Consider the following 25,394-nt stretch of genomic DNA (forward strand, 5'->3'; position numbering starts at 1 on the left):
GGCGTCTGTTCGGCGGGCTTCCAGACGACGGTGTTACCCTCGACCAGGGCGACGGCCATGTGCCAGAAGGGGATGGCGACCGGGAAGTTCCACGGGGTGATACAGCCGACGACGCCGCGAGGTTTGCGGCGCATATAGGCGTCCTTGGCGGGAATCTCGCTCGGGATAACGTCGCCTTTGGGGTGGCGAGCGTCGCCAGCGGCCCACTCGACCATGTGGTACGCTTCGATGACGTCCGCGCGACCTTCCGAGATTTCCTTGCCGCACTCTTTGGTCACGACTTCTGCGAGTTCTTCGGTCCGCTCGCGGAGCTCGTGGTAGATGTCCCAGAGATATTCCGCGCGGTCGATGTGCGACAGTTCGCGCCACTCCTCGTAGGCCTCGTCTGCCTCGGCGAGTGCGACGTCGATGTCCGCCTCGGTCCCGCGCTGGAACGTGCCGAGGGTCTCGCCCGTCGCGGGGTTCTCGCTCTCGAACGTCTCCGTGCTCTCGCCGTCCGTCCACTCACCGCCGATGTAGTGTTGGTATACTGTGTCGTCCTGACCCATGTGTGAGAGACTATCGAAGACGGTCGAATAACCACTCCCGTCCATGGGAGGGATAGTGCGTGTGAATCAGACACATACATACGTCTCCCCGAACAACGGATAGCCGATGAGCCAGACGGAGACGGCAGCGGGGACCAGACTCACACTCGAACTGTGGCATCCGAACTGTTGGGCAATCGAGTCCACAGAACAGACCGGTGGTGGAGTACTGGCGCACGCCATCTACAACTCGCCGACGGTGACGAGCGAGTCGGTCAACGGACTCTTCACGGCGTTCGGCGACAGCGAGAGCGAAGTCGAAGCCTTGCTCGACCAGATCCGGGAGTCGCCGTACGCGGGGTCGGTCCAAGAGCTCCAAGAGCGGTTCGGACGCAACGTCCGCAACGACGCCCCCGGAAACGTCGTCCGCGAGTTCTTCCTCGAGTACAACCCGCGGGACATGGTGTGTCCGACGTTGCTCAAACACGGGTTCGTCCACAGCGCGCCCGTTCGGATCGAAGACGGCCAGGAGTACTGGCAGGTCTGTTTCGCTGGCAACAGAAAAGAGATCGAACCGAGCCTCGACGGCGTGCGCGAGGACGCCGGTGCCGAGGTCAGCGTCTCGCGTATCACCACGTCCGATACGGGGACGTCCGAGCGCGAACGGCGGATGAGTTCCCTCACGACGACCCAGCGGGAGGTGTTCGAGTTGGCACGCGACCGCGGCTACTACCAGTGGCCACGCGGCATCTCCACGCGGGAACTCGCGTCGGAACTCGGCGTCTCGAAGACGACGATGCTCGAACATCTCCGGAAGGCGGAGTCGAAACTGCTCGACCCCGACGACTGAGAGAAACGGGAGCCTCCGACGGCTATCCGAGGACGGCCCGAAGCGCGAACAGCGCGTTCTCCTTGCGCTCGCGCACGCGACGGTAGAAGTACGAGACCCACTTGCCGCCGTAGGGGATATACTGATAGACGTCGACGCCGTCGACGGCGAGCACCTCTTGGGCGTCCTCGCGCACGCCCATCAACATCTGAATCTCGAAGCTGGTGCCGTGTTCCTCGTGGAGCTCCAGGGCGTGTTCGATCATCTTCGGGTCGTGGCTGCCGACGGCGATACCACCGTCGAAGTTCGCGAACATGAACGCCAGATACTCGCGGTAGGCCTCGTCGACCTTCGACTTCTCCTTGTAGGCGACCTCCGGCGGTTCGTCGTAGGCTCCCTTCACGAGTCGGACCTTGCAGGGGACGTCGGCGAGGCGTTCGAGATCAGCGCGCGTGCGCTTGAGGTTCGCCTGGACACAGAGACCGACGCCGCCGTCGAACTCACGGGCGACGGCTTCGAACGTGTCGAGCGTGGTGTCGATGGTGGTGTAATCCTCCATGTCGCACCAGACGAACACCCCGTGGTCGTCGCCCGCCTCGACGATGCGGCGGAAGTTCTCCGCGAAGACCTCCCCGCCCACGTCGAGACCGATCTGGGAGGGTTTGACCGAGACACAGCAGTCGAGACCGGTGCGGTCGATGCGTTCGATTAGATCGATGTACGCGTCGGCGTCGGCGTCGGCCGGTGGCCGTTCGTCGTAGTGCTCCCCGAGCAGATTGAGTATCCCCTTCACACCCGACTCGTTCAGGTCGGCGACGTGGTCGAGCGCCCCCTCGGGAGTCTCGCCCGCGACGAAGTTGTTCGCAATCGGCGGAATCATGCGTGGTGTCCTCTCACGATGGGATCCCCCTAAACCACCTCCCTACCAAACAATTCATCCGTGTTTTTGTGAACTAAAAATGGACCATACCGCCCAATAACGGGGGAGAAGCCGTGACGTACGGTCGGTTCCGACCATGGTAGGGTCAAGGTATAACAACACCCTTCGGATAGTACGTGATAGTTCGTCATGAGACAACTTGACAGAGACGACGTGACGCGCAGAGATGTGCTGAAGACGACGGGCGCAGGAGGCCTCGTCGTGCTCGGATCGACCGCTGGCTGTCTGGAGTCCTCGGATGGCTCCGGTGACGGCGGGAGCGACGGTGGGTCCGGTGACGGTGGCTCCGGCGACGGCGGGAGCGAGACGACCGACAGCTCCGGCGACGGCGGGAGTATGCAGGACACGTACACCATCGGGATGGTCAACTCCCTCACCGGGTCGCTCGCGCCGTACGGCGAGCGTAACGAACGCGGGCTCCAGCTCGCGCTCGCGGACATCAACGACGTCGGTATCGGCTCGAACGGTGCGGAGTTCGCCGTCGTCCAGGAGGACAGTGAGAGTGTGAACCAATCCGGCGTCAACGCGGCCCGGAAGCTCGTCACGCAGGACGGCGTCCCGCTGCTCATCGGCGCGGTCGGCTCCGGCGTCTCCATCGCCATCTACGACAGCGTCGTCTCCGGCACCGACGTCGTCCAGATTTCACAGAACAGTACCAGCCCCGAGCTGACAAACAAGCCCGGACTCATGCGGATGAGTCCGTCCGGCTCGGCGAAGGGACAGGCACTCGCGAATCTGGTCGGACAGGACCACGACACCGTCGCCGTCACGTGGATCAACAACGACTACGGGACGGGGCTGTCGGACGTCTTCGCCGACTCGTTCGAGGGCGACGTCGCCTACAACACCCCGCACGACCAGGACCAGTCCTCATACCGTGGCATCCTCTCGGAGATGGCCGCGACCGACGCCACCGCGTGGGTGATGATCACCTACGCCAACGAGTTCACCATCATGGTCAACGAGGCGTACGACCAGGGCTACCACGAGCAGGTGGAGTACTACGGCGCGGAGTCGACCGTCGCCGACGCCATCACCGAGAACACCGAGCCGGGCAGCATGGAGAGCATGACCGGTATCACGGAGAGTGCCCCGGTCGACCAGGAGAGCTACCAGAACTTCGCGAGTACCTTCGAGGACGAGTTCGGCTCGGCCCCGTCGGTCTGGTCGGCGTACGCCTACGACGCGGTGACGGTCGCGGCCATCGCGACCGAGGCAGCCGACGAGTTCACCGGTGCGGCACTGCAGGAGGTCGTCCGCGACGTGACCCGCCCCGAGGGCGAGGCCGTCTACACCTTCGAGGACGCGAAGGCGATCCTCGAAGACGGCGGTGGCCCGAGCGACGTCAACTACGAGGGCGTCTCCGGACCGGTGGACCTCGACGAGAACGGTGACCCGCCGGGGTTCTACCAGGTCTACGAGGTCAACGACCACACCTACGAGTTCGGCGACTTCATCACTGGCTAAGATGGTCGACCAGCCACTGGAGGTGCCGTAATGGTCGCAGCGAGCCAGTTCCTACAGCTCTTGGTAAACGGGCTGATCTTCTCGAGTATCATCATCCTCGCAGCAATCGGTCTCTCGCTGGTCTACAGCATCGCCGACTTCGCGAACTTCGCGCACGGCGACCTGATGACTGCGGGGGCGTTCGGCGCGCTTGTCGCCGCCGGTGTCCTCGGTGGCGCGCCGCCGACGATCTTCGGCGTGACGCTGCCGTCGCTGCCGATTCCGGGTGCCGATATCGTGCTCTTCGAACTGCCGCTCGCGCTGTACGTCGGCATCCTCGTCGGGATGGCCTTCGCCGCGCTGGTCGCGGTCGTCACCCAGCGGTTCATCTACGAACCGCTCGACGCCGGCTCTATCGAACTGCTCATCACGAGTATCGGCGTCGCGCTCGGCTACCGCGCCATCGTCCAACTCGGCTTCGGCTCCGGCCAGCGAACCTACGAGATCGCCCGAACGGGACGCGTCGAGTGGGTCAACGACCTCATCGGGGTCTCGGTCACGCCCCGTGACGTTGTCATCCTCGGACTGACCGCCGTGCTGGTGGTCGGGCTGCACAGCCTCCTCCAGTACACGACGCTCGGCCGCAAGATGCGGGCGACGGCGGACAACGCCGACCTGGCCCGCGTCGCCGGTATTCGCACCGGTGAGGTCATCCTCGCCATGTGGATCATCGGCGGCGCGCTCGCCGCAGCTGGCGGCGTCTTCCTCGGGCTGGACACGCTCGTCCGCCCCCGGATGGGCTTCGACATCCTGCTCATCGTGTTCGCCGCGGTCATCCTCGGCGGCATCGGGAGCGTCTACGGCGCGATGCTCGGCGGGCTCGTCATCGGGATGGCTCACGAGCTGACGCCCGCGATTCCGTTCGTCAGCGTCGAATACTCCTCGGCAGTGGCGTTCATCCTGATGGTCATCATCCTGCTCGTCCGTCCGAAGGGCATCATGGGGGAGGCAGCCTGAGATGTCGGTCAACGACGCCATCGACAAGGTCGGCAGCGAGAAATGGGTCCTCGGCGGCATCGTCGCCGTGGCCCTGCTGCTCGTCGCCAGCGTCGCGACCGGCGGTCTCACCCTGGCGTATCTGCTGCCGACGCTCGCGCTCGTCGGGATGTGGGCGTTGCTCGCGCTCGGACTCAACGTCCAGTGGGGCTACGCCGGACTCATCAACTTCTCCGTCGCCGCCTTCTGGGGTATCGGGATGTACTCCGTGGCACTCTTCACCGCGCCCGGCTCGCCGCTGGGAATCAACCAGGGCTTCTTCGTCGCGGTCGCGGTCGCGGTCGTCGCGTCGACGGTGTTGGCACTTCTCATCGGGATTCCGACGCTCCGACTGCGGACGGACTATCTGGCCATCGCCAGCCTCGGTCTCGCCGAGGTCGTCCGACTCGTCATCCTGAACGAGCGCGAGATCACGGCGGGGAGTCAGGGCATCAGTATCGACGCCCTGTTCCCGTCGCTCGTGACGTTTCTGGATAGCATCTTCGCGCCGGACGCACCGGCGTTCCCGTACCGTGGACTCGTCGACCTGCTCCTCGTCAGCGTGGGTATCCTCCTCGTGTACGCGTTCCTCCGGCGGGTTCACCGCTCGCCGTGGGGCCGCGTCATGCGGACCATCCGCTCGGACGAGGACCTCGCGGAGGCACTGGGCAAGAACACCTACTGGTACAAGATGCAGGCGTTCGTCATCGGGAGCATTCTGATGGCACTCGCGGGCGTCTTCTACGCCTACCAGTTCCGCTACGTCGCACCGGGCGACCTCGAACCCATCAGCACGTTCTACGTGTGGGTCGCGGTCATCCTCGGCGGGACCGGCAGCAACCGTGGGGCCGTCCTCGGGGCGGTCACCATCGTCCTCATCCGCGAGGGGACGCGGTTCCTCGGCGGCGTCGGGTTCGGTCTCGACGCGGCAGCCCTGCGGCTGTTGTTCGTCGGCCTGCTCATCATCGCGGTCGTCCGCTTCCGCTCGGAGGGACTGCTCCCGCCGAAGCGTGAGCTCATCTGGCCTGCCGCCAGGGAGGACGACTCATGAGCCAGGACAGCGAGATGGTCTACGAGGGCGCGAACCTGAACAAGGGCGACGTCGTGCTCCGTGCGGAGGGGCTGCGCAAGACGTTCGGCGGCCTCGTCGCCACCGACGACGCCTCCTTCGCCGTCGAGCGCGGCAGTATCACCGGGATGGTCGGCCCGAACGGCGCGGGCAAGTCGACGCTGTTCAACCTCGTCTCGGGGTTCTATACGCCCGACGCGGGCAGCGTCTACGTCAACGACACCGAGGTGACGGCACAGGATCCACACGAGGTGGCCCGCGAAGGTCTCATTCGGACGTTCCAGACCCCCCGGAAGTTGGAGGGGATGACCGTCCGCGAGGCGATGATGGTCGGCGCGACGCCACAGGCGGGCGAGTCGATTCTCCCGCTGTTCCTCTCGCCGAGCAAGGTCACGGCGGAGGAGCGACAGAACCTCGACAAGGCCGAGGAACTGCTCGAACGGTTCGAGATCGCCCACCTCATCGACGAGCCGTCGACGGATCTCTCCGGCGGCCAGCTGAAGCTGGTCGAGCTCGCCCGTGCGATCACGACCGACCCGGACGTCCTGCTTTTGGACGAACCGGTCGCTGGCGTCAACCCGACGCTGGCGAACGACATCAAGCGGTTCATCCGCGAGCTCAACGAGGAGGGCCAGACCTTCCTCATCATCGAGCACGATATGCCCTTTATCATGGACCTCGCCGACCCGATCATCGTCCTCGACCAGGGCCGCGTCCTCATGGAGGGGACGCCGGAACAGGTTCGGACCGACGAGCGCGTCATCGACGCCTACCTCGGCGGAGCCGACGGTGGTCGCCCCGGCGCGGGAGGTGACGAATGAGCCAGCACGTGCTCCAGGCCGACGGTGTCGACAGCGGCTACGGGGAGGTACAGGTCCTCGACGACCTAAACCTCCACCTCGACGACGGCGAGATCGTCTGTCTCATCGGACCGAACGGTGCTGGTAAGTCGACGGTGCTGAAGACCGTCTTCGGCCTGCTCGAGCCGTGGACCGGCTCGATCACGCTCCACGACGAGGAGATCGGCGGCGTCGACCCGGCTGATCTCGTCCGCATGGGCGTCGGCTACGTCCCACAGGTCGACAACGTGTTCGGCTCGCTGTCGATCGACGAGAACCTCCGGATGGGCGGGGTCGCCCGCGAGTCCGGACTCGAAGACGTCATCGGCCGACTCTATGACCGCTTTCAGATTCTCGACGACAAACGGGGTGCCAAAGCCAGTACGCTCTCGGGCGGCCAGCGACAGGTGCTCGCGTTCGCGAGGGCACTCGTGATGGAACCCGACGTGCTGCTCATCGACGAACCGTCGGCCGGACTCGCGCCCTCTATCGTCGAGGACGTGTTCCGGAACGTCCAGACGGTCAACGAACTCGGTACCTCGATTCTGATGGTCGAGCAGAACGCCCGCGAGGGGCTGGCCATCTCGGATCGCGGCTACGTCCTCGACCAGGGGACGGTCGCCTACGAGGGTGCCGCAGACAAGCTGCTCGACGACCCCGAGGTGTCGCAGCTCTACCTCGGCGGTGCCGACTACGAGTAGCCGCTGGCCGACCCGGTCGGTGCTGCGTCCTTTTTCTGCCTGCGCGAAAACGTCTTCACCGCCGGTACGGTCGCTGTCGAGATAGGTGGTCCCGCCGACCGCAACACCGAAACCCGTCCGACACGCGACTCTCGCGTACATGGTTCGGCGGTACACCTTCGCACTCGCACCCCTCGCAGCAGCGACTCTCTGGGGCGGGATGTACGTCGTCAGCAAGTGGGGGTTCGGGCTGGTCCCCCCGCTCACGCTCGGGTTTCTGCGGGTCGCGCTCGGTGCGGCGGTCCTGTATCCGCTGGTCCGTCGTCGGGACGTCACCGTCGAACCAGACGATTACCGAGGGTTCGTTCTCCTCGGCGGCTGGGTGACGGCCACCATCGCGACGCAGTTCGTCGGCACGGAGTTGACGAACGCCTCGCAAGGCTCGTTGCTCACTGTCCTGACGCCGGTGTGTACCGTCCTGCTCGGCGTGGCGGTCCTCGACGAGCGGCTCACTCGTGGCAAGACGGTCGGCATCGCGCTCGCGACGCTCGGGACCGTCGTCGTCATCGTCGGACAGTACCGGCTCTCGTCGCTGGCGACGGGGGACCTCCTCGGCGTCCTCGCGCTCGTCGCGGCCAGTGTGTCGTGGGCGGGGTTCACCGTCTGGGGCGCGCCCTACGTCCGGCGGTACTCGGCGATCACGGCGGTGACGTACTCGACGCTCGCGTCCGTCCCGATGCTAGCCGTCCTCGCAGGCGTCGAACTCGCGGCTCGCGGTATCGACCCGACGGCCCTCCCAGTGACTGTCGAGAGCGTCGCTGCAGTGCTCTATCTGGGTATCGGGGCGACGGCCGCCGCGTGGTATCTCTGGTACAAGGGGTTGGAATACGTCGACGCAGGGACCGTCGCGGCGTTCTTCTTCGCCCAGCCGGTCGTCGGGTCGGTCCTCGGCGTGTTCCTCCTCGGCGAGGCGGTCGGCGCGACGTTCGGACTCGGCGGGGGAATCCTCGCGGTCGGCGTCTGGCTGGTGAGCGTCACGGCGGCCGACAGAGCGTAGGCGTCAGAAGCCGGTGTAGACCCGCGCGAGCTTCGACCCGCCCAGCGCGAGTACGACGAGACCGACGATGAAGACGCCCGTCGCGACGAGCAACAGGCGTGGCGGCAGCATCGCGCCGCCGAAGAACGGTCCGCGGACGACGAGGTAGCCGGTCGTCGTCGTCACACCGAGACCGACTGCGGTCAGTACCATCCAGGGAATCGCGGCGATCTTCATGAGTACGTGTCGTTACTCGCAGGACGAAAACCAGCCTCAAGAGCGTTTTCGCCGTCTCGTTGAGACGTGTCTGCCGGGCGACCGACGGATGGCAGACTCCCGTTCGCTCACCGACGAATCCGAAAGCCGTCCTCGCCCTGTGGCTCCTCGTACTCGGCGGTCACGTCGTCGACGGTCGCCGCCGGACTGCCGGTGTGGCACCACTCGACCATCGCCTCGACGGCGTCCTCGCTCCCTTCGAACACCGCTTCGACGCGGCCGTCGTCGAGGTTCCGGACCCAGCCGTCGACACCGTGCTCCCCCGCGGTGTCGCGTGTGGTAGCGCGGTAGAAGACGCCCTGTACCTTCCCAGTCACGTAGACGTGTGCGCGTGTGCGGTCGGACATATGCCCACGTTGCTCCGCCGCCGGCAAAAACCCAGTCGTGACTCGGCGGTGTCGCGCGCAGTGTGTGGCGAACAGACGGCACAGTCGAGACCCGTGAGGCGAGTGCCGTACACCCGCGAACGCCTCACGGCGGTTCGTCAGCGCATGGCTGCGTCTGGTTCCGTCCTCGTATTTGAACCTCCGCCGCGAGCGCGCCGGAGTGGCCGGTCCCGAATCGCGTCCCTCTAAGTGGACCGCGAGAAAGGTGGCTGTATGGAACTCTTCGGCACCGCAGGAATCCGCGGGAGCGTCACGGAGCGAGTGACGCCCGAGCTGGCGCTTTCCGTCGGCCGGGCGGCCGGTGTGGACGGCGACGAGTTCGTCGTCGCCCGCGACGGCCGCGTCACCGGTCCGGCACTCGCCGCCGCGATGGAAGCTGGCCTCGAATCCGCCGGCGCGACCGTCCACCGCGCCGGGATGCTGCCGACACCGGCACTCGCGTTCGCCTCACAGGGTCGTCGCGGAGTCATGCTCACCGCCTCGCACAACCCACCGACAGACAACGGAATCAAAGTCTTCGACGACGGCGTCGAGTACGCCCGCGAGGCGGAGCAGGCCATCGAGGAGCGCGTCGAAGCCGGAGCGTCGCCCGTCGCGTGGGACGAGTGGGGCGGGGGCGACGAGGTCGAGCCGTTGGCCGCCTACCGCTCGGCTGTCACCGACTTCGCGTCGACTCGCGGTGCCGACCTCGACGGGCTTCGGGTCGCCGTCGACTGCGGCAACGGGATGGGCGCGCTGGCGACCCCGCAGGTGCTCCGCGAACTCGGCGCGCAGGTCGTCACGCTCAACGCCAACGTCGACGGCCACTTCCCCGGCCGCGAGTCGAAGCCGACGCCCGAGACGCTCTCGGACCTCCGGGAGTTCGTCGCCGACGGCGAGTTCGCGTTCGGACTCGGCCACGACGGCGACGCGGACCGTATCGTCATCATCGACGGCGACGGCGAGGTCGTCCACGAGGACACGGTTCTCGCCATCCTCGCCGAGCACTACGTCCGCTCGGAAGACGTCGCCGACCCCGTGGTCGTGACGACGCCGAACGCCTCGGCCCGCATCGACGAACGTGTCCGGGCGGCCGGTGGCCGCGTCGAGCGCGTCCGACTCGGCGCGCTCCACGAGGGCATCGCGTCGGCCCGCGCCGACGGCGGCGACGTGGTCTTCGCGGCCGAGCCGTGGAAGCACATCCACGTCCCCTTCGGCGGCTGGATCGACGGCGTGACGAGCGCGGCCGTCGTCGGCCGTCTCGTCGCCGACGTCGGTCTCGACGCGCTCCGCGAACCGGTTACGGAACGGCCGTACCGCAAGGTCAGTGTCGAATGTCCCGACACGGCGAAGGCGACCGTGATGGAGACGGTGGCAACGACGCTGCCCGACGCCTTCCCCGACGCCGAGGTCGACACCGAGTACGGCGTCCGGCTTGAGTTCCCCGACGCGTCGTGGACGCTCGTCCGTCCGAGCGGGACGGAGCCGTACGTCCGAATCTACGCCGAGAGCGACGAAGTGGACGGTCTCGTCGCCGACGTCCGCGCCGTCGTCGACGAGGCCGTCGCGGACGCCGCGTAGGGGGCGTTACGCCCCCGTCGTCGGTGTGCTAGCGGACACGACAGGCCGAAGGTGTTGGCGGAAACGACAGTCCGATAACCATATATTATATTAATATTTCGTCGACGGCAATGCGACGGGTTTATGCGTTCAACTCCGCGTTTGACATCTAAGGTGTCCATAGACATGGATAGACGCACATTCATCAAAGGTACGGGTATTGCAGGAATTACCGGACTTGCGGGCTGTACGGGTGGGCCGTCCGAGGGTGGCGACGGTGGTAGCGAGAGCACGACCACCGAGTCCTCGGGGTCCGAGGAGACGACGTCCGAGAGCACCGAGACGTCCACCTCCAGCGACGTCAACGTCGGGATGGTCTACGCGCTCGGTGGTCTCGGTGACAAGTCGTTCAACGACGCCGCCCAGCGCGGTGTCGTCCAGGCCGAAGAGGAGTTCGGAATCTCTTACAACGAGGCACAGCCGTCCTCGGCGGAGGAGTTCCCGCAGTTCCAGCGGCAGTTCGCCCAGTCGGGCAACTACGACCTCGTCTGCTGTATCGGCTTCGCACAGCAGAGTGCCCTGAACAACACGGCACCGAACTTCCCGGATCAGGACTTCATGCTCGTCGACGCCGTCGTCGAGACCGACAACGTGGCCAACTACCTCTTCAGAGAGGAGGAAGGCTCCTTCCAGGTCGGCCATCTCGCCGGCCTGCTCACGACGCAGGACTTCTCGGCGGGCGAGGGGTCGACCAACCCCGACGAGATGACGGTCGGCTTCGTCGGCGGTGTCGACGTCCCGCTCATCCGCAAGTTCCAGGCTGGCTACGAGGCCGGTATCGCCGAGGCCAACAGCGACATCGAGGTGCTGACAGCCTACACCGGCTCGTTCAGTGACCCGACGGCGGCCAAGGAGGCCGCGCTGTCGATGTACGACCAGGGTGCCGACATCATCTACCACGCCTCCGGCGCGTCCGGTGTCGGCGTCTTCCAGGCCGCACAGGAGCAGGGTCGCTACGCCATCGGCGTCGACTCCGACCAGTCGCAGACCGAACCGAGCTACCAGGACGTCATCCTGGCGAGCATGGTCAAGCGCGTCGACACGGCCGTCTACGAGTCCGTCGAGAACGTCGTCAACGGCGAGTACGAAGGCGGTTCGACGGTCACGCTCGGTCTCGAACAGGAGGGTGTCGCCTGCGTCTACGGCCAGTCGCTCGGCTCGGAGATCTCCAGCGACGTGAAGTCCTCGCTCGACGCCTCCGCAGAGGCGATCATCAGCGGCGACATCGACGTCCCGACGTCGGTCGAGTAACGCGACTACGGCGTTCACACCGACGGATTTTCGACGCGAGTCACGTCAACGAGCCGCAGCGTTAGGCCGAATATTTCGGCGCGAGACGGCCCGAAACCCCTTTTCTCTGGAGCCGAATCCACGTCTTTATACGGAACCGTGCAAAATCTGCGGGCAGATGAGTACCGCGGTTCATCTCGACGGCATCACCAAACGCTTTCCGGGGGTCATCGCCAACGACGACGTCGACCTCTCCGTCGAGCGCGGCACGGTCCACGCGCTGTTAGGTGAGAACGGCGCGGGCAAGACGACGTTGATGAACATCCTCTACGGCCTGTATCAACCGACAGAGGGGACGGTTCGCATCGACGGCACTGCCCGCGACTTCGACTCACCCCGTGACGCCATCGACGCCGGGATCGGCATGATCCACCAGCACTTCATGCTGGTCGACCCCATGACGGTCACCGAGAACATCGTTCTCGGCAACGAACCCCGAAAGTGGGGCGGCCTCGCCGTGGACTCGGCGCGGGCCCGAAAGCAGGTGCGCGAACTGTCCGACCGCTACGGCTTCGACGTCGACCCCGACGCGAAGATCGAGGACGTCTCCGTCGGCGTCCAACAGCGTGTCGAAATTCTCAAAGCCCTCTACCGGGGCGCAGACGTCCTCATTCTCGACGAGCCGACGGCCGTCCTCACCCCACAGGAGGTCGACGAACTGTTCGAGGTGTTCGACGAACTCACCGACCAGGGGAAGACCATCATCTTCATCTCCCACAAGCTGGGCGAAGTGATGGACGCCGCCGACGAGGTGACGGTCCTCCGCGACGGCAAGAACGTCGGTACCGTCGACACCGCCGACACGACCCGCGAGCAGCTCGCGGAGCTGATGGTCGGCCGCGAAGTCCTGATGGAGACCGAGACGGACGACCAAGAGGCGGGCGAGACCGTCCTCGACGTCGCCGGGCTCTCCGCCGAGGACAACCGCGGCGTCGAAGTCGTCTCCGACGCCGACTTCGCCGTCCGCGAAGGCGAGATCTTCGGCATCGCCGGCATCGACGGCAACGGCCAGTCCGAACTGATCGAGTGTGTGACCGGTCTCAAGACGCCGACGGCGGGAGAGATCACGTACAAGAACCGCGACATCACCCACGCGCCGCGCAAGCAGCGCATCGACAGCGGGATGGCTTACATCCCCGAGGACCGCCACGAGCGCGGGCTGGTGATGGACTTCGACCTGACGCAGAACAGCATCCTCGGCAGCCAACACAGCGAACCGTTCGCGAAGCGCGGCCGAATCAACTGGGGCCGAGCGCGGACCCACACCGACGAGATAATCTCGCAGTACGACGTGCGACCGCCGAACGCCGAGGCCGACGCGGAGTCTTTCTCCGGCGGCAACCAGCAGAAGTTCATCGTCGGCCGCGAGTTCGAGCGGGACCCCGACCTCGTCGTCGCCACCCATCCGACCCGCGGCGTCGACATCGGGGCGACCAACTTCATCCACGACCGCCTGCTCGACCTCCGCCGAGAGGGCAAGGCCATCGTGCTCGTCTCGTCGAATCTCACCGAAGTGCAGGGGCTGTCGGACCGCCTCGCCGTGATGCACGACGGCGAAATCATGGACGTCGTCGACCCGGCGACCGTGACCGAAGAACAGATCGGCCTGCTGATGGCCGGTGAGCACATCGACGGCGGCGAACGTGCCGCCGTGACGACGGACGGAGGGAACCGATGAGCGGGAGTGACTCCCAGGGCGGCGTCAAGGGCGCGCTCGAACGGCTCGTCGGTCTCTCGGGCGTCGAACGGCTCCTCATCAGCGTGGCCGCGCTCGTGCTCGCCGTCCTCGTCGGCGGCGCGCTCGTGCTCGTCTCCGGCCGCGTCGCGACCTGTGAGGCCGCCGCGGCGACGTACTTCGGCGTCGGCTTCTGTTACGACCCGATTCAGGTGTATCTCGTACTGTTCAACGGGGCACTCGGCGGTCTGTTCGCGCTGAACGACCCGGCGGTCTTCAACCCCAACTGGAGCCTGTTCAACTTCGGACTCGCGCTGACGCTGAAGGAGACGACGCTGCTCGTCTTCACCGGTCTCTCGGTCGCCGTCGCGTTCCGCGCCGGTCTCTTCAACATCGGGACGCAGGGCCAGCTCCTCATCGGCGCGCTCACCACGGGCATCGTCGTCTTCTACGCCTCGGGGGTCACCCCCTCGGGCGTCGTCGGCGGGCTGATTCTCATCCCGCTCGGCATCACCGTCGGCGCGCTCGCGGGCGGGTTCTACGGGGCCATCCCGGGTGCGTTGAAGGCCTACGCCGACGCCAACGAGGTCATCACGACCATCATGCTCAACTTCATCGCGGCGCGCGTGGCGTTCGTCCTCGTCGACGAGTTCTTCAAGAACCCCGACAGCCAGGTCGTCGAGACGACGCCCATCCCCGACTTCGGGCTGCTCCTCCCCGTCTCGTCGTTCCTGCCGTTCGGCTTCCCGCAGGGCGGTGACTTCTCGCTCATCGCACTCGTCTTCGGACTCGTCCTCGTGGGTGTGCTCTACTTCGTCATCGAGCGCACCTCCTTCGGCTACGACCTGCGGACGAGCGGCCAACAGCCCGATGCCGCCGAGTACGGCGGCGTCGACGCCAAGCGAACCACGGTCACGTCGATGGCACTCTCGGGTGCCATCGGCGGCATCGGCGGTGCGGTCTGGGTACTGATGGTCGTCGGCCGCTGGCAGACGGGCGTTCCCGCCTTCGGCTTCGACGGCATCACCGTCTCCATCCTCGCGGGCAACAACCCGCTCGGCGTGGTTCCGGCGGCACTGCTGTTCGGGACTCTCAAGAGCGGGTCGCTCGCGGTCCAGTTCCAGACGGGCGTCCCGAAACAGCTCGTGGGCGTCCTCCGCGGGCTGATCATCCTGTTCGTCGCTATGCCGGAGTTCTTCCGCATGATCGGCACGCGCGTCGTCGACCTGAGCGGCGACGACGACACGGCCGTCGCGGCCGACGGCGGGACCGTCGACGACGACGCTTCCGTCGAGGGAGGTGCGGACGATGAGTGAGACGGAGAACCCGCTCGCGTCCCTCAGCTACCGGCAGGGTATCGCCGCGGGGACGGTCGGCGTCTTCGCGCTCGTCGCGGTCGCGGGGCTGCTCTTCCCCGGCAGCATCGCCGCGGAGCTGTTCCGCATCATCACGAGCGAGAGTACGCTGAGTTCGGCGCTGCGGCTCGCCGTCCCCATCGTCTTCGCGGCACTCGGCGGCATCTTCGCCGAGAAGAGCGGCGTCATCAACATCGGACTGGAGGGGCTGCTCATCATCTCGGCGTTCACGGGCGTGCTCGTCACCGACATCGTCGGCGTGGGGCAGTCGGTGCTCTTCGTCGACGCGGTCTGGGTCGGCTTCCTCGCCGGGATCGTCGCCAGCACGCTGTTCTCGCTGCTCTTCGCCATCGTCTGCATCGAGTTCCGTGCCGACCAGATCATCGCGGGGCTGGCCGTCTGGCTCATCGCGCTCGGTCTCGCGCCGTTCGCGGCGAACGTCAAGTACGGCAGTCCGAACTCCGCGAACCTCGGCAGCGCGGGCACCTTCCAGGAGTGGACGATTCCGGTGCTCTCGGACATCCCGTTCTTCGGGGCACTGTTCAGCGCGACGCCCGTCGTCTATCTGATGCTCATCGCCGTCCCGGTCAGCTGGTTCGTCCTCAACCGGACCTCCTTCGGCAAGTGGATTCAGGCCAGCGGGGAGAACCCGAAGGCACTGGACACGGTCGGCGTCAACGTCAGCCGCGTCCGCTACGCGGGCGTGCTGCTCTCCGGCGTCCTCTCGGGCGTCGGCGGCGCGGCACTCTCGCTCAGCCTCGGCCAGTTCATCGGCAACGGTCAGACGATGGTCAACGGCAAGGGGTTCATCGCCATCGTGGCGTTCCTGTTCGGCAACTACAACCCGGTCGGCGCGTTCGGCGCGTCGTTCCTCTTCGCCGGACTGGAGGCCGTCCAACTCCGTCTCCAGCAGGTGCCGGGCTACGCCATCCCCGACACGCTCATCCAGACGGTGCCGTACGTGACGGTCATCGTCGTGCTCGCGCTCGTCGGGCGGACGAAGATTCCCAAAGCGGCAGGCGAACATTACGACTCCGGCGACGACTGAGCACGGTTTTATGCGGTTTTTGACATTTTCTCCCGTTGAGAGAGCCATCCGTGGATACGTCGGACGCGCGAGGACCGATTCGGGGATAAAGAGTTTTGCTCCCGGACCCGGGAGACAGAGGCATGACCACACACGAGTACGACGTCGTCATCGTCGGCGCGGGTACGTCCGGCTGCTACGCCGCGGCGACCATCGCGAACGAGGGACTGGACGTCGTCGTCGTCGAGCGCAAGGACGAGGAGGAGGCGGGCCACATCGCCTGTGGCGACGCGCTCAAGGGTGCGGACGCCTTCCCCGAGGCGATTCCGAAGGAGAAGATCGAACCGGCGTTCACCAACACGGACGTCACGCACGGCCGCTTCGAGATTCCGAGCCACGACACGGTCCTCGAAATCCCGATTCCGGGCGAACTCGCGGTCCTCGACCGCTGGGAGTTCGGCCGCCTCATCATCGAGGGTGCGAAAGAGGCTGGCGCGGAGTTCCACTACGACACCGTCGTCCAAGACGTGACGCAGGACGACGACGGCACGGTGACGGGCATCACGGGCAAGCGCAAGGGCGAGGCCGTCGAATACGACGCACCCATCACCATCGACGCCGCGGGCGCGCTGTCGCTCCTGCAGGACAAGGTCGACTTCTCCGATGCGACCTTCGACACCAACGTCTCCTACTCGCAGTTCTGTTCGGCCTACCGGGAGATCGTCGAGGTCGAGGAACCCGTCGAGTGGGACGACGCGCTCGTCTTCAAGCCGACGAAGCGCGCGGCGGGCTACCTCTGGTACTTCCCGCGGACGGACACCGAGATCAACGCTGGCCTCGGCTTCCAGATGAACGAGCAGCCGATGAAGCTCGTCGAGGACCTCAAAGAGGATCTCCGCAACCGCGAGGAGTTCAAGGGCGCGGAAGTGAAGGACAAACTCGGTGCCTCGCTGCCGACGCGACGGCCCTACGACTCGGCGGTCGCGCCGGGCTACATGGCCATCGGCGACGCCGCGGCCCACGTCAACCCGACGACCGGCGGCGGCATCGCCGGCGCGGCCTACGGCGGGAAGTACGCGGGCGAGCAGGCCGTGAAAGCCGTCGGCGACGGCGACGTCTCCGAAGCGAACCTCTGGCGGTACAACCAGCGGATCATGGAGCACTTCGGCGGCCGCTACGCCGCGCTCGACGTCTACAACATCCTCGTCACCGCCGGCGAGGTCGACGACCTCGAGAGCCTGCTGGCCGCACTGCCGGGCGAGCAGATCTCGGAGGCGCTCTACGCCGGGAAGACGAACATGAGCTGGAAGCTCAAGGCACAGGTCGCCATCCAGAGCCGCGACTACTGGGACGTCCTCTACACCTTCTACAAGACGAAGCAGCTCGCCGACAAGCTCATCGACCACTACGACCGCTATCCGAGCCGCCCGGGCGCGCTGTCGGGCTGGCAGAACTACCGCGACGAGCTGATGGACCGCATCTACGAGACGACCGGCGCGGAACCCAAGTACTAGGCCGCGAGCGGACCCCATCTGTCGGGACGGGAGTCTACCCGCTGTCGCTGGGGCGGTTGAACAAGGCCACGATGGTGTATCCGCCGTAGAATCCGAGCGTGTGAATCACGACCTCGGTGGCGAATTCAGCGGTCGTTTGGATGTCTTTGAAGCCGATGAACAGTACGTCAGTCGTCAGGACGAAGACCGTGAGGCCGAGACAGAGGACCAACCGGAGACTGCTGAAGAGCGGGCTCGACCGGACGAACTCTAGCATCCTCACATTTATCGCATGAGACTGGGATCGTGAAGAAACTTGTTTGTCGCTCGGACGTTGGCTCTCGGTGCAGGCTCGGACGGCTCTCCTCGGTTCAGGGCCGCTCTTGGGCCAGCTTCAGAATCGCACCTGAGAGGACGTCGATGCCGATTCCGAGCGACTCCTCGTCGACGTCGAACGTGCTCGTGTGGTGGCCGCCGGGGTGGTTCGTGCCGACGCCGATGTAGGCCGCCTTGCCGCCGTGCTCTTGGACGCGCTGCATGAGGAACGTCGCGTCCTCGCTGCCGCCGAGCGAGTCGGTCGGGAGGACGTTGGTGACGCCCTCGGTGGTGCCCGCGACGTCGGCGACGACGTTGCGAATCTCGTCGTCGCTGCGGGCACTCGGAGCCATGCCTTCGGTCTTGACGTCGACCTCGCAGCCGTGCATCTCGGCTGCAGAGCGCATGACTCGCTCGGCCTTCTCGCGCATATACTCCATCAGCTCGGTCGTCTCGCCGCGAACCTCGCCCTCGATGAACGACTCCTCGGGGATGATGTTCGTCGCGGTGCCACCGCCGACGAGTCCGGCGTTGACGCGGGTCGCGCCGTCTGAGTGCCGCGAGATGCTGTAGAGGTTCTGGATGGCCGTCGCCATCGCGAGGACGGCGTTGTCGCCCTCCTCGGGCTTCGCACCGGCGTGTGAGGGGTACCCCGTGAAGTCGGCGTGGAAGTGGTGCACCGCGAGGAAGCCGTCGATACCGGCGACGATCTGCCCGGTCGGATGGTCGAGACCGAGATGGGCAGCGAGGAGGTAGTCGACGTCGTCGAGATGGCCGCTCTCGGCCATCGGCTTGCCGCCCGCGATCTGCTCCTCGCTGGGCTGGAAGAACACCTTCAGCGTGCCCTGGAAGTCGCTGTCGATGACGGCGTCCAGGACGCCGAGACCGAGCGTCGCGTGGCCGTCGTGGCCGCAGGCGTGCATGAACCCCTCGTGTTCCGAGCGGAAGCCGTTGGCAGCAGGATGGTGGCCGTCGGACTCGGATTCCAGGATGGGAAGCGCGTCGATGTCGACGCGGAGACCGATGGTGGGTCCCTCACCGCGCTTGAGGACGGCGAGCGCGCCCGTGTTGCCGCCCGCGACCTTCTCCAAGAGGTCCTCGCGCGCACCGTCGGCGCGGGCCTGTTCGAGCCACTCGTCGAGCGTCGCCTCGTCGGGGAGTGCGAGTCGCTCGTCGGTGAGGACCTCGCTGCCGACGTAGAGTTCGTCGAGCGGGCGCGTCTCCAGTTCGTCGACGATGCGGGCGGTGGTGTAGAACTCGCGCCAGGCGGGCTCGGGATGGCGGTGCAGGTCGCGACGGAACGCGACGAGTTCCTCGGAGAGACTGCTCATATCTCGTCGGAGGCTGTCGGGGGTGATAAGTGATGACATCCGGGGTGTGTCACGGCCGAGACAGTCGCCGGAGGGGAGGGGTTCCGTCGGGTGACAGGAGACAAATTCCGCACGATTTTATACTGTGGTCGGTATCGTCCCGAGTAGATGAGCAACGTCGAAACCAGTTCATCGACCGAACCAGAGCTGTCGTTCCGTGGGGGGCGTCTCGTCAGCGCGCTGCCCATCGCATTCTTCATCGCCTGGGCCATCGTCCAGAGCGGACTGCTCGGAATCGGGGACACAACAGGACTGGTCGCCGGGATGCTCGTCGGCCTCATCGTCGGTCTCTTCTTCGTGAAGGGACCGTGGAAGACCTACGCCGACGTCATCTTCGAGGGGATGACCCGCCGGGTCGCCGCGACCGCCATCGTCGCGTGGCTCTGGGCCGGGATGTTCGCCCAGACCATCCAGGTCGGCGGCTTCGTCGACGGTCTCGTGTGGGCGTCGACCGCCCTGAACGTCGGTGCCGCGCTCTTTCCGGCACTGACGTTCCTCTTCGCCGCGCTGCTGGCGACGGGCATCGGGACCGGCTACGGGACCGCCATCGCCTTCACCGGTCTCGTCTTCCCCGCCGGTATCCTGCTCGGGGCGAACCCCGTCCTGCTGTTCGGTGCCATCCTCTCGGGAGCCGTCTTCGGCGACAACCTCGCACCCGTGAGTGACACCACCATCGTGTCCGCGGTGACGCAGAACGCCGACATCGGTGGCGTCGTCGCCTCCCGTGTCAAGTACGCGATTGTCGCGGCCGTACTGGCGTTCGTCGCCTACCTCGTCGCCGGTGCGCAGCTGGCCGGTCAGCCGATGGAGGTCGGCAGCGACGTGGCCGCGGGCGTCGGTCCGCTCGGTCTCGTCCACCTGCTCTCCATCGCGGTGGTCATCGTGACGGCCGTCGCCGGCCGCCACATCATCGAGGCCGTCTCGTGGGGACTCGTCGTCTCCGCGGTGCTCAACCTCGTGCTCGGTCTCGCCGCGCCGAGCGACATGATCGCCTTCAACGCGCCCGAGGGCGCAGCACTCGTCTCCGTCCTCGACAGCCTCCCGGTCTTCGGGGCGTTCGTCGTCCCGGTCGACCCGGCCAACGCCGGTGTCGGCGGCAGCCTCTATACGGGCGCAGCGGGCTTCTTCCCGCTCATCGTCCTGACCGTCCTGCTCGTCGCCAGTGCCGAGATCATGCGCGCCGGTGGCGGCTTCGACGCGATTCAGGACTTCCTCGTCAGCACCGTCGCCACGACGGTCCGCCGCGCGGAGATGACGATGGTGCTCGGCACCGCGCTCGTCAACGCGACGGTCACCATCAACACCGCCGCCGAGATCGCCATCGCGCCGTACATCCGCAGCCTCGGCGAGCGGTTCAACATCAACGGCTACCGCCGCGCCAACATCCTCGACGCCAACACCTCCGCGCTCGGATACATCTTCCCGTGGGGCGGCGGTCTGCTCGCGGGCTACGGGGCGATGCAGAACCTCGTCGGCTCGCAGGCGACCCCGTGGTTCACCCAGTCGATGATGGTCAATCCGGCGTCGGTCTTCCCGTACGTCTTCCACGGCTGGTTCCTCGTCGCCGTCTTCATCGTCGCCGCGTGGACCGGCTTCGGCCGTGAGTACGTGCCGGACCGCCAGAGCGAGGAGGTGAGCCGCGTATGAACGTCAAGAAACTGCTCGCCGGCTGGAGCTTCCGGACGAGCACGCCCGACTACGCCGTCGGCGACGAACTCACCGCCTTCGTCACCGGGACGGACGGCTCGACGCCCATCGTCCGCATCGGCGACACGGTGATTCAGCTGCCGGACGCAGACGGCGACGGCGAACTCGTCGAGAAGCGGGTTCGACTCCGCGTCACCGAGTTCGACGCGCAGCGTCACGAGGGCGCAGGCGAACTACTCTCCGTCTTCGACGACGAGGAGTAGTCGGTTCGAGTCTTCCTTTTTCAGGTATCGAGACGAAACGACACGGAGCGACAGTTCTACGGGCGACTGAGAGAGCCACGGCACGGAGCGGTGGCTCCGCGACCGACTGAGAGGACCCCACCGCACGGAGCGGCGGCTTCGCTGGTCGACCGACCGAGACTGCAGAGAGGAGAGATCAGTTGCGGCGGTGGCCGAGCGGCTTCTTCTGTTCGACTTCGATCTCGACGTGGACGCTCGCGGGGAACTCCATGTGGCCGACCTCGCGCGCGATGTGGTCGGCACCGTGGATCTCCAGTTTGCGCGCGTAGACGGTGTAGTCCCACGACGAGAACTCGTCGCCGGGGGCGAGGTTGCGGTACTGTGGGACGCGGACGTGCTCGGGCGGCGACGAGTGGGGGCCTTTACACTCCGCGCCTTTGCGTTCGATCATGGCTTTCAGGTCGGAGACCACGTCGTCGAGGACGGCGCGGTCACCGCTCTGAAAGCTGAGTTTGGTGACGAAGGTCATAGCTGGGGGTGACTATCACGTACTGGGGACATCCAGCACCAAAAACGCATCTACACCGCCGCGCCGCGTGACACCCCCACATGACGAAGTGGCTCACACTCGGTCCCGCCGACCGGTTTTCGGGTCTCTCGTCCGATATTCTCTTAACGGCCCGTGGTTTACATCCGCGCAATGACGGTAGAAGCGGTCAGTGCTGGAGCCATCCTCTTCCGCGATACCCGCGGCCGACGGGAGTATCTGCTCCTGAAGAGCCGCCCGGGGGACTGGGAGTTCCCGAAGGGCGGGGTCGAGGGGAACGAGGAGCTTCAGCAGACGGCAATCAGAGAAGTCAAAGAGGAGGCGGGCATCGGTGATTTCCGCCTCATCGACGGATTCCGCGAGGACTACGACTACGTGTTCGAGGCGAATGGCAAGACCATCCACAAGACGGTCCATCTGTTCATCGCCCGCTCGTTCGAGGCCAGCGCGGAACTGTCGAAAGAGCATCGCGACCTGCAGTGGCGCGACTACGAGCAGGCCATCAACACCATCACGCAGGACGGTCCCCGCGAGATTCTCGAACGCGCCCACCAGTATCTCGACGACCTGGCCGAACAGGACGAGGAGGACGGGACGACGACCTACCTCGGCTGAGCCGTGACCTACGGCGACGCCGAGTTCGGCTTCGAACTGCTCGCCTGCCGGTGGGCCGAGTTGGCCTGGCCGCCCGACGAGCGACGCGACTCGGCCGTCTTCGTCTCCCGCCAGTTGGGCACGCAGAAGCGTCGCTGGGACACCATCGTCGTCGAGTGCGACCCGGAGGGATTCGCTGCTCGCGCGCAGTTCGGCGAGGACGCGCTCGACTCCGACCTCCTGCACGTCGTCCGCAACGCACCCGCAGAGTGGACGTACTACCGCGACGCGCTCCCCCATCCGGGCTATCCGTGGCGCTACGTCCGTGAGGCCATCCACCGCGCGGCGGCTCGCGGCGTCGTCGAGAAGCGAAAGCAAGGAAATCGAATCGAGATCCGGCGGGTCGCGCCGTACCCCGACTGGGTGCGACGCATCGTCGCCATCGAGAACAAGCCGGACCTCGACGCCAGCGCGGCGCGCGCGCTCTCGGCCCAACTCGAACACGACGTCGAGACCGCCCTCGCCGACGAGGTGTGGGTGGCGACGGCGGCGACGGGCGCGAGCGTCGAACCCGCCTTGCTCGAAGACCTGCCGGTCGACGTGGGCATCCTCACGCTCGACTTCTCGCGGGGCGTCGTCGCCGACGCGGCCGACGTGGTGTGGCATCCGAGCACGCTCGACGTCGCGAGCGACAGCGACGCCTTCGACGCCGACGAGAAGGCCGACCGTCGCCTCGAAATCGCCGAACGCGCCTACGGCAAGGGTTGGCGGTCGTTCCACGAGACGATGCGGCCGGACTGTCGGGGCTTCGAACTCCGGCGGGAGGGTCGCGCGCTCGTCCCGTGGTGTGCGACGAAAGAGTGTGGCCAGACTGCCGCGCAGTGTTCGGGGTCCTGTGCGGAGTTCTCGCCCGAGCCGCCGCAGTGGCGGACGGGCGGCTGGCCAATCGAAGGCGGACCGGGAAAAGGCATCAAGCAGCTGTTGGAGGGGCGGCGCGAGTGGGTCCGAGAAAGGGAAACAGAGTAACCACATGTGGCGACAAGTGAATCGATCACCCCGGCGCGTGGCTTCGTGCCGTTTCATCGGCGCGAGCCACTCACGCGAGGGATGAGAAGCGCAGGGAGCGATAGCGACCGAGCATCGTAATCGGTTGGGGAGGGTGTGGCGGTGGCGGGTGGGACTGAAAGGGGACGCACTGTCGACGAACCCGGCTGAAGTAAGCACCGCAGCGAACAGAGTGAGTGAGGAGCGAAGCGAAGCCCGGGAGTCGACAGTGCGTGGGCTTTCGAGGGAGTTCCGTAACTTCTGCCGAGACATGACCAACCGACGGGACCCATGTATCGAAAACGAGGTCCCGACACACGAAGCAGAGACCGCACTACAGACTATTCAGACGACTTCGACTTCCACGTCGTCGCGTTCGACAGCCAGCTTGAACGTCGGGACGGTCCGGTAGACGACTTCGACGACGCCCTTCCGGCGGAGGCTCTGCAGAGCACTCCGGACGTCGCCCGCCTCGGGGTCGATGTCGAACTCCGCGCGGAGTTTGTTGAGCACGCTGACGACGCTCTCCGAGCGGTCGTCGGGACCGGCGACGACCTGGAAGACCTGCGATTCGAGTTCGGGGACGCGGATGATACTCGGGACGCCGCCCTCCTCGGCCTCCTCGCCTTCGACGCCGGGGTCGACGCCGACGAGTTCGGCCGCCTCGGCCGTCGCGCGAATCAGACTCTTGTCGTCGCGGTAGTAGTAGTCCTTCAGATGGCCTTCGAGATACTGGTGGACCTCGCTGCCGCTCTCCAGCCCCCACCGCTTCTGGAGTTCCTTGTTCTTCGTCGGCTGGAGTTTGACGATATCCACCAGCCGCTCTTGTTCCTCCTCGTCGAGTGTCATTGTCTGCGTGTCGGCAGCGGGGACATATTTACGTTCTGGAACAGTCAGTTTGCACCTCCTGCCCGCCCCCTATCCACTGATTCCGCTCGCCACGGCCGCCCGTCCCCTGCCGAACGGTTATCACCGTTCCCGACGACGGCTCTGTCATGTCTTGGGACACCGTGACACTCGACTTCGACGGCGACGTCGCCACGCTGACCGTCAACCGCCCCGACGCGATGAACGCGCTCAACGTCGAGACGCTCGAAGCGATGGGCGAGGCACTCGACGAGGCCGAAGCCGAGGGGGCGCGTGCGCTCGTCATCACCGGCGCGGGCGACAAGGCGTTCATCGCCGGCGCGGACATCAGCCATATGCGCGAGCTCTCGACGACGGAGGCGCAGGCCTACTCCGAACTCGGCCACCGCGTGTTCGACGCCATCGAGTCGTTCCCCGCGCCGGTCATCGCCGCGGTCAACGGCTACGCCTTCGGCGGCGGCTGCGAGGTCGCGCTCGCCTGCGACCTCCGAGTGGCGAGCGAGCGCGCCGTCATCGGCCAGCCCGAGATCGACCTCGGGCTGGTTCCGGGCTGGGGCGGCACCCAGCGGCTCCCCCGACTCGTCGGCGACGAGCACGCTCGGCGGCTGATCTTCTTCGGCGAGCGCGTCGACGCCAGCGACGCCTACGAACTCGGTCTCGTCGGCGAGGTCGTCGCCCACGACCAGCTGGACGGGCACGTCGCCGACATGGCCGCCGAACTCGCCGCGAAGCCGAAACACGCGATGCGAGTCGCGAAAGAGGCACTCAACGCGGTCCACGAGGAGCCACAGCAGGCGGGACTCGCCTTCGAACGCCGGGCGTGGAGCGGACTGTTCGGCACCCACGACCAGCGTGAGGGAGCCGCAGCGTTCCTTGAGAAGCGCGACCCTGACTTCGAGTGAGCGATCCGTCGGGAAGACAGACAGTACCGGTGAGGCTAAGTATCTGAGAAGCGAATGATTATTCGTTATGAATATGGTGAAGCTGAGCCGAGTCGAATCGCTGTTCGAAGACCTCGACTTCCCGGTGACGCGTGACGAGGCGGCGACAGAGTTCTCGGACACGACGGTTCAGTTGGCCGACGGCGAGGCCAACCTCGGAGAGATGCTCTCGGAGGCACAGGCAGAGCGGTTCCACGGGGCGGACGAACTCTACGCGGCACTGAACAACACGCTCCCCATCGAAGCCGTCGGCGAGCCGGGACAGTCCGACGGCGACGCCTGAGGTCTCTCCGCGTCGATAACGGTGAATACGCCGTCGTTCGGT

27 protein-coding genes are annotated in these 25,394 nt (G+C 66.1%); 19 read left to right on the top strand and 8 right to left on the bottom strand.

Features of this window, described 5'->3' with window-relative positions; genetic code table 11:
• Positions 1-548: aldehyde dehydrogenase family protein (locus tag BLR57_RS11330; RefSeq protein ID WP_139173338.1), on the bottom strand; the 548-nt coding region annotated here is incomplete at its 3' end.
• 106 nt (positions 549-654) lie between these two features.
• On the opposite strand from BLR57_RS11330, the gene BLR57_RS11335 reads away from it, so the two are divergent.
• Positions 655-1,377: a helix-turn-helix domain-containing protein gene (locus BLR57_RS11335; RefSeq protein ID WP_089697667.1), complete on the top strand. Its 723-nt coding sequence runs from the start codon at positions 655-657 to the stop codon at positions 1,375-1,377.
• Positions 1,378-1,399: 22 nt separating this feature from the next.
• Here BLR57_RS11335 and BLR57_RS11340 read toward each other — a convergent pair whose 3' ends face one another.
• A complete protein-coding gene (locus tag BLR57_RS11340; protein WP_089697668.1) occupies positions 1,400-2,236 on the bottom strand; it encodes a proline dehydrogenase family protein in 837 nt (278 codons plus the stop codon).
• Between the two features lie 213 nt (positions 2,237-2,449).
• On the opposite strand from BLR57_RS11340, the gene BLR57_RS11345 reads away from it, so the two are divergent.
• The 6 genes from BLR57_RS11345 to BLR57_RS11370 all read left to right on the top strand — a co-directional run bounded on the left by BLR57_RS11345 (position 2,450) and on the right by BLR57_RS11370 (position 8,422).
• A complete protein-coding gene (locus BLR57_RS11345) occupies positions 2,450-3,763 on the top strand; it encodes an ABC transporter substrate-binding protein (protein ID WP_170830644.1) in 1,314 nt (437 codons plus the stop codon).
• 30 nt (positions 3,764-3,793) lie between these two features.
• Positions 3,794-4,759 carry a branched-chain amino acid ABC transporter permease gene (locus BLR57_RS11350; RefSeq protein ID WP_089697670.1) on the top strand — a complete coding sequence of 322 codons (966 nt, stop codon included), beginning with the start codon at positions 3,794-3,796 and terminating at the stop codon, positions 4,757-4,759.
• A gap of 1 nt (position 4,760) precedes the next feature.
• Positions 4,761-5,828, top strand: coding sequence for a branched-chain amino acid ABC transporter permease (locus tag BLR57_RS11355; RefSeq protein ID WP_089697671.1), 1,068 nt, complete (start codon positions 4,761-4,763; stop codon positions 5,826-5,828).
• The gene (locus BLR57_RS11360; RefSeq protein WP_089697672.1) at positions 5,825-6,667 is read left to right on the top strand and encodes an ABC transporter ATP-binding protein; all 843 of its coding nucleotides are present in this window, start codon (positions 5,825-5,827) and stop codon (positions 6,665-6,667) included. Before BLR57_RS11355 ends, BLR57_RS11360 begins: the two co-directional genes overlap by 4 nt.
• Entirely contained in the window at positions 6,664-7,386 is a 723-nt protein-coding gene (locus BLR57_RS11365; RefSeq protein ID WP_089697673.1) for an ABC transporter ATP-binding protein, read from the top strand. The genes BLR57_RS11360 and BLR57_RS11365 overlap by 4 nt, the downstream gene beginning before the upstream one ends.
• 139 nt (positions 7,387-7,525) lie before the next feature.
• Positions 7,526-8,422, top strand: coding sequence for a DMT family transporter (locus tag BLR57_RS11370; RefSeq protein WP_089698389.1), 897 nt, complete (start codon positions 7,526-7,528; stop codon positions 8,420-8,422).
• Positions 8,423-8,425: 3 nt separating this feature from the next.
• On the opposite strand, the gene BLR57_RS11375 is transcribed toward BLR57_RS11370, so the two are convergent.
• The gene (locus BLR57_RS11375) at positions 8,426-8,638 is read right to left on the bottom strand and encodes a DUF8132 family protein (RefSeq protein ID WP_089697674.1); all 213 of its coding nucleotides are present in this window, start codon (positions 8,636-8,638) and stop codon (positions 8,426-8,428) included.
• Positions 8,639-8,745: 107 nt separating this feature from the next.
• Positions 8,746-9,024, bottom strand: coding sequence for an acylphosphatase (locus BLR57_RS11380; RefSeq protein WP_089697675.1), 279 nt, complete (start codon positions 9,022-9,024; stop codon positions 8,746-8,748).
• A gap of 252 nt (positions 9,025-9,276) precedes the next feature.
• On the opposite strand from BLR57_RS11380, the gene BLR57_RS11385 reads away from it, so the two are divergent.
• The 6 genes from BLR57_RS11385 to BLR57_RS11410 all read left to right on the top strand — a co-directional run bounded on the left by BLR57_RS11385 (position 9,277) and on the right by BLR57_RS11410 (position 17,523).
• Positions 9,277-10,623: a phosphopentomutase/phosphoglucosamine mutase gene (locus BLR57_RS11385; protein ID WP_089697676.1), complete on the top strand. Its 1,347-nt coding sequence runs from the start codon at positions 9,277-9,279 to the stop codon at positions 10,621-10,623.
• A 165-nt stretch (positions 10,624-10,788) separates the two neighbouring features.
• The gene (locus tag BLR57_RS11390) at positions 10,789-11,913 is read left to right on the top strand and encodes a BMP family lipoprotein (RefSeq protein ID WP_089697677.1); all 1,125 of its coding nucleotides are present in this window, start codon (positions 10,789-10,791) and stop codon (positions 11,911-11,913) included.
• Between the two features lie 157 nt (positions 11,914-12,070).
• Entirely contained in the window at positions 12,071-13,630 is a 1,560-nt protein-coding gene (locus tag BLR57_RS11395) for an ABC transporter ATP-binding protein (protein ID WP_089697678.1), read from the top strand.
• On the top strand, positions 13,627-14,943 hold the full coding sequence (locus BLR57_RS11400; protein WP_089697679.1) for an ABC transporter permease: 1,317 nt from the start codon (positions 13,627-13,629) through the stop codon (positions 14,941-14,943). Before BLR57_RS11395 ends, BLR57_RS11400 begins: the two co-directional genes overlap by 4 nt.
• A complete protein-coding gene (locus tag BLR57_RS11405; RefSeq protein WP_089697680.1) occupies positions 14,936-16,030 on the top strand; it encodes an ABC transporter permease in 1,095 nt (364 codons plus the stop codon). Before BLR57_RS11400 ends, BLR57_RS11405 begins: the two co-directional genes overlap by 8 nt.
• A gap of 122 nt (positions 16,031-16,152) precedes the next feature.
• Positions 16,153-17,523 carry a geranylgeranyl reductase family protein gene (locus BLR57_RS11410; RefSeq protein ID WP_089697681.1) on the top strand — a complete coding sequence of 457 codons (1,371 nt, stop codon included), beginning with the start codon at positions 16,153-16,155 and terminating at the stop codon, positions 17,521-17,523.
• Positions 17,524-17,557: 34 nt separating this feature from the next.
• On the opposite strand, the gene BLR57_RS11415 is transcribed toward BLR57_RS11410, so the two are convergent.
• On the bottom strand, positions 17,558-17,779 hold the full coding sequence (locus BLR57_RS11415; RefSeq protein ID WP_089697682.1) for a hypothetical protein: 222 nt from the start codon (positions 17,777-17,779) through the stop codon (positions 17,558-17,560).
• A 94-nt stretch (positions 17,780-17,873) separates the two neighbouring features.
• Positions 17,874-19,148 (bottom strand): amidohydrolase, encoded by a 1,275-nt coding sequence (locus tag BLR57_RS11420; RefSeq protein ID WP_089697683.1) that lies wholly within the window; start codon positions 19,146-19,148, stop codon positions 17,874-17,876.
• A 147-nt stretch (positions 19,149-19,295) separates the two neighbouring features.
• Here BLR57_RS11420 and BLR57_RS11425 point away from each other — a divergent pair, with 147 nt between their 5' ends.
• Complete coding sequence (locus BLR57_RS11425; RefSeq protein ID WP_089697684.1) at positions 19,296-20,834, top strand: Na+/H+ antiporter NhaC family protein; 1,539 nt, start codon at positions 19,296-19,298, stop codon at positions 20,832-20,834.
• Positions 20,831-21,097, top strand: coding sequence for a DUF7513 family protein (locus BLR57_RS11430; RefSeq protein ID WP_089697685.1), 267 nt, complete (start codon positions 20,831-20,833; stop codon positions 21,095-21,097). The genes BLR57_RS11425 and BLR57_RS11430 overlap by 4 nt, the downstream gene beginning before the upstream one ends.
• A gap of 175 nt (positions 21,098-21,272) precedes the next feature.
• On the opposite strand, the gene BLR57_RS11435 is transcribed toward BLR57_RS11430, so the two are convergent.
• Positions 21,273-21,605, bottom strand: coding sequence for an uS10/mL48 family ribosomal protein (locus tag BLR57_RS11435; protein ID WP_089697686.1), 333 nt, complete (start codon positions 21,603-21,605; stop codon positions 21,273-21,275).
• Positions 21,606-21,776: 171 nt separating this feature from the next.
• On the opposite strand from BLR57_RS11435, the gene BLR57_RS11440 reads away from it, so the two are divergent.
• Both BLR57_RS11440 and BLR57_RS11445 read left to right on the top strand, forming a co-directional pair.
• Complete coding sequence (locus BLR57_RS11440; RefSeq protein ID WP_089697687.1) at positions 21,777-22,238, top strand: bis(5'-nucleosyl)-tetraphosphatase; 462 nt, start codon at positions 21,777-21,779, stop codon at positions 22,236-22,238.
• 3 nt (positions 22,239-22,241) lie between these two features.
• Positions 22,242-23,243, top strand: coding sequence for a DUF5787 family protein (locus tag BLR57_RS11445; RefSeq protein ID WP_089697688.1), 1,002 nt, complete (start codon positions 22,242-22,244; stop codon positions 23,241-23,243).
• A 363-nt stretch (positions 23,244-23,606) separates the two neighbouring features.
• Here BLR57_RS11445 and BLR57_RS11455 read toward each other — a convergent pair whose 3' ends face one another.
• Positions 23,607-24,110 carry a DUF5797 family protein gene (locus BLR57_RS11455; protein WP_089697690.1) on the bottom strand — a complete coding sequence of 168 codons (504 nt, stop codon included), beginning with the start codon at positions 24,108-24,110 and terminating at the stop codon, positions 23,607-23,609.
• A 146-nt stretch (positions 24,111-24,256) separates the two neighbouring features.
• Here BLR57_RS11455 and BLR57_RS11460 point away from each other — a divergent pair, with 146 nt between their 5' ends.
• Both BLR57_RS11460 and BLR57_RS11465 read left to right on the top strand, forming a co-directional pair.
• Positions 24,257-25,030, top strand: a complete 774-nt coding sequence (locus tag BLR57_RS11460; protein ID WP_089697691.1) for an enoyl-CoA hydratase/isomerase family protein — start codon at positions 24,257-24,259, stop codon at positions 25,028-25,030.
• Positions 25,031-25,097: 67 nt separating this feature from the next.
• Entirely contained in the window at positions 25,098-25,352 is a 255-nt protein-coding gene (locus tag BLR57_RS11465) for a DUF5789 family protein (RefSeq protein WP_089697692.1), read from the top strand.
• Positions 25,353-25,394 lie beyond the last annotated feature (42 nt).

This window comes from Halogranum gelatinilyticum (assembly GCF_900103715.1).
Taxonomy (GTDB): Archaea; Halobacteriota; Halobacteria; order Halobacteriales; family Haloferacaceae; genus Halogranum; species Halogranum gelatinilyticum.

Coding starts and splice junctions, on each gene's coding strand:
- BLR57_RS11335 (WP_089697667.1), top strand. CDS start 655: ATGAGCCAGACGGAGACGGCAGCGGGGACCAGACTCACACTCGAACTG.
- BLR57_RS11340 (WP_089697668.1), bottom strand. CDS start 2,236: ATGATTCCGCCGATTGCGAACAACTTCGTCGCGGGCGAGACTCCCGAG.
- BLR57_RS11350 (WP_089697670.1), top strand. CDS start 3,794: ATGGTCGCAGCGAGCCAGTTCCTACAGCTCTTGGTAAACGGGCTGATC.
- BLR57_RS11355 (WP_089697671.1), top strand. CDS start 4,761: ATGTCGGTCAACGACGCCATCGACAAGGTCGGCAGCGAGAAATGGGTC.
- BLR57_RS11360 (WP_089697672.1), top strand. CDS start 5,825: ATGAGCCAGGACAGCGAGATGGTCTACGAGGGCGCGAACCTGAACAAG.
- BLR57_RS11365 (WP_089697673.1), top strand. CDS start 6,664: ATGAGCCAGCACGTGCTCCAGGCCGACGGTGTCGACAGCGGCTACGGG.
- BLR57_RS11370 (WP_089698389.1), top strand. CDS start 7,526: ATGGTTCGGCGGTACACCTTCGCACTCGCACCCCTCGCAGCAGCGACT.
- BLR57_RS11375 (WP_089697674.1), bottom strand. CDS start 8,638: ATGAAGATCGCCGCGATTCCCTGGATGGTACTGACCGCAGTCGGTCTC.
- BLR57_RS11380 (WP_089697675.1), bottom strand. CDS start 9,024: ATGTCCGACCGCACACGCGCACACGTCTACGTGACTGGGAAGGTACAG.
- BLR57_RS11385 (WP_089697676.1), top strand. CDS start 9,277: ATGGAACTCTTCGGCACCGCAGGAATCCGCGGGAGCGTCACGGAGCGA.
- BLR57_RS11390 (WP_089697677.1), top strand. CDS start 10,789: ATGGATAGACGCACATTCATCAAAGGTACGGGTATTGCAGGAATTACC.
- BLR57_RS11395 (WP_089697678.1), top strand. CDS start 12,071: ATGAGTACCGCGGTTCATCTCGACGGCATCACCAAACGCTTTCCGGGG.
- BLR57_RS11400 (WP_089697679.1), top strand. CDS start 13,627: ATGAGCGGGAGTGACTCCCAGGGCGGCGTCAAGGGCGCGCTCGAACGG.
- BLR57_RS11405 (WP_089697680.1), top strand. CDS start 14,936: ATGAGTGAGACGGAGAACCCGCTCGCGTCCCTCAGCTACCGGCAGGGT.
- BLR57_RS11410 (WP_089697681.1), top strand. CDS start 16,153: ATGACCACACACGAGTACGACGTCGTCATCGTCGGCGCGGGTACGTCC.
- BLR57_RS11415 (WP_089697682.1), bottom strand. CDS start 17,779: ATGCTAGAGTTCGTCCGGTCGAGCCCGCTCTTCAGCAGTCTCCGGTTG.
- BLR57_RS11420 (WP_089697683.1), bottom strand. CDS start 19,148: ATGAGCAGTCTCTCCGAGGAACTCGTCGCGTTCCGTCGCGACCTGCAC.
- BLR57_RS11425 (WP_089697684.1), top strand. CDS start 19,296: ATGAGCAACGTCGAAACCAGTTCATCGACCGAACCAGAGCTGTCGTTC.
- BLR57_RS11430 (WP_089697685.1), top strand. CDS start 20,831: ATGAACGTCAAGAAACTGCTCGCCGGCTGGAGCTTCCGGACGAGCACG.
- BLR57_RS11435 (WP_089697686.1), bottom strand. CDS start 21,605: ATGACCTTCGTCACCAAACTCAGCTTTCAGAGCGGTGACCGCGCCGTC.
- BLR57_RS11440 (WP_089697687.1), top strand. CDS start 21,777: ATGACGGTAGAAGCGGTCAGTGCTGGAGCCATCCTCTTCCGCGATACC.
- BLR57_RS11455 (WP_089697690.1), bottom strand. CDS start 24,110: ATGACACTCGACGAGGAGGAACAAGAGCGGCTGGTGGATATCGTCAAA.
- BLR57_RS11460 (WP_089697691.1), top strand. CDS start 24,257: ATGTCTTGGGACACCGTGACACTCGACTTCGACGGCGACGTCGCCACG.
- BLR57_RS11465 (WP_089697692.1), top strand. CDS start 25,098: ATGAATATGGTGAAGCTGAGCCGAGTCGAATCGCTGTTCGAAGACCTC.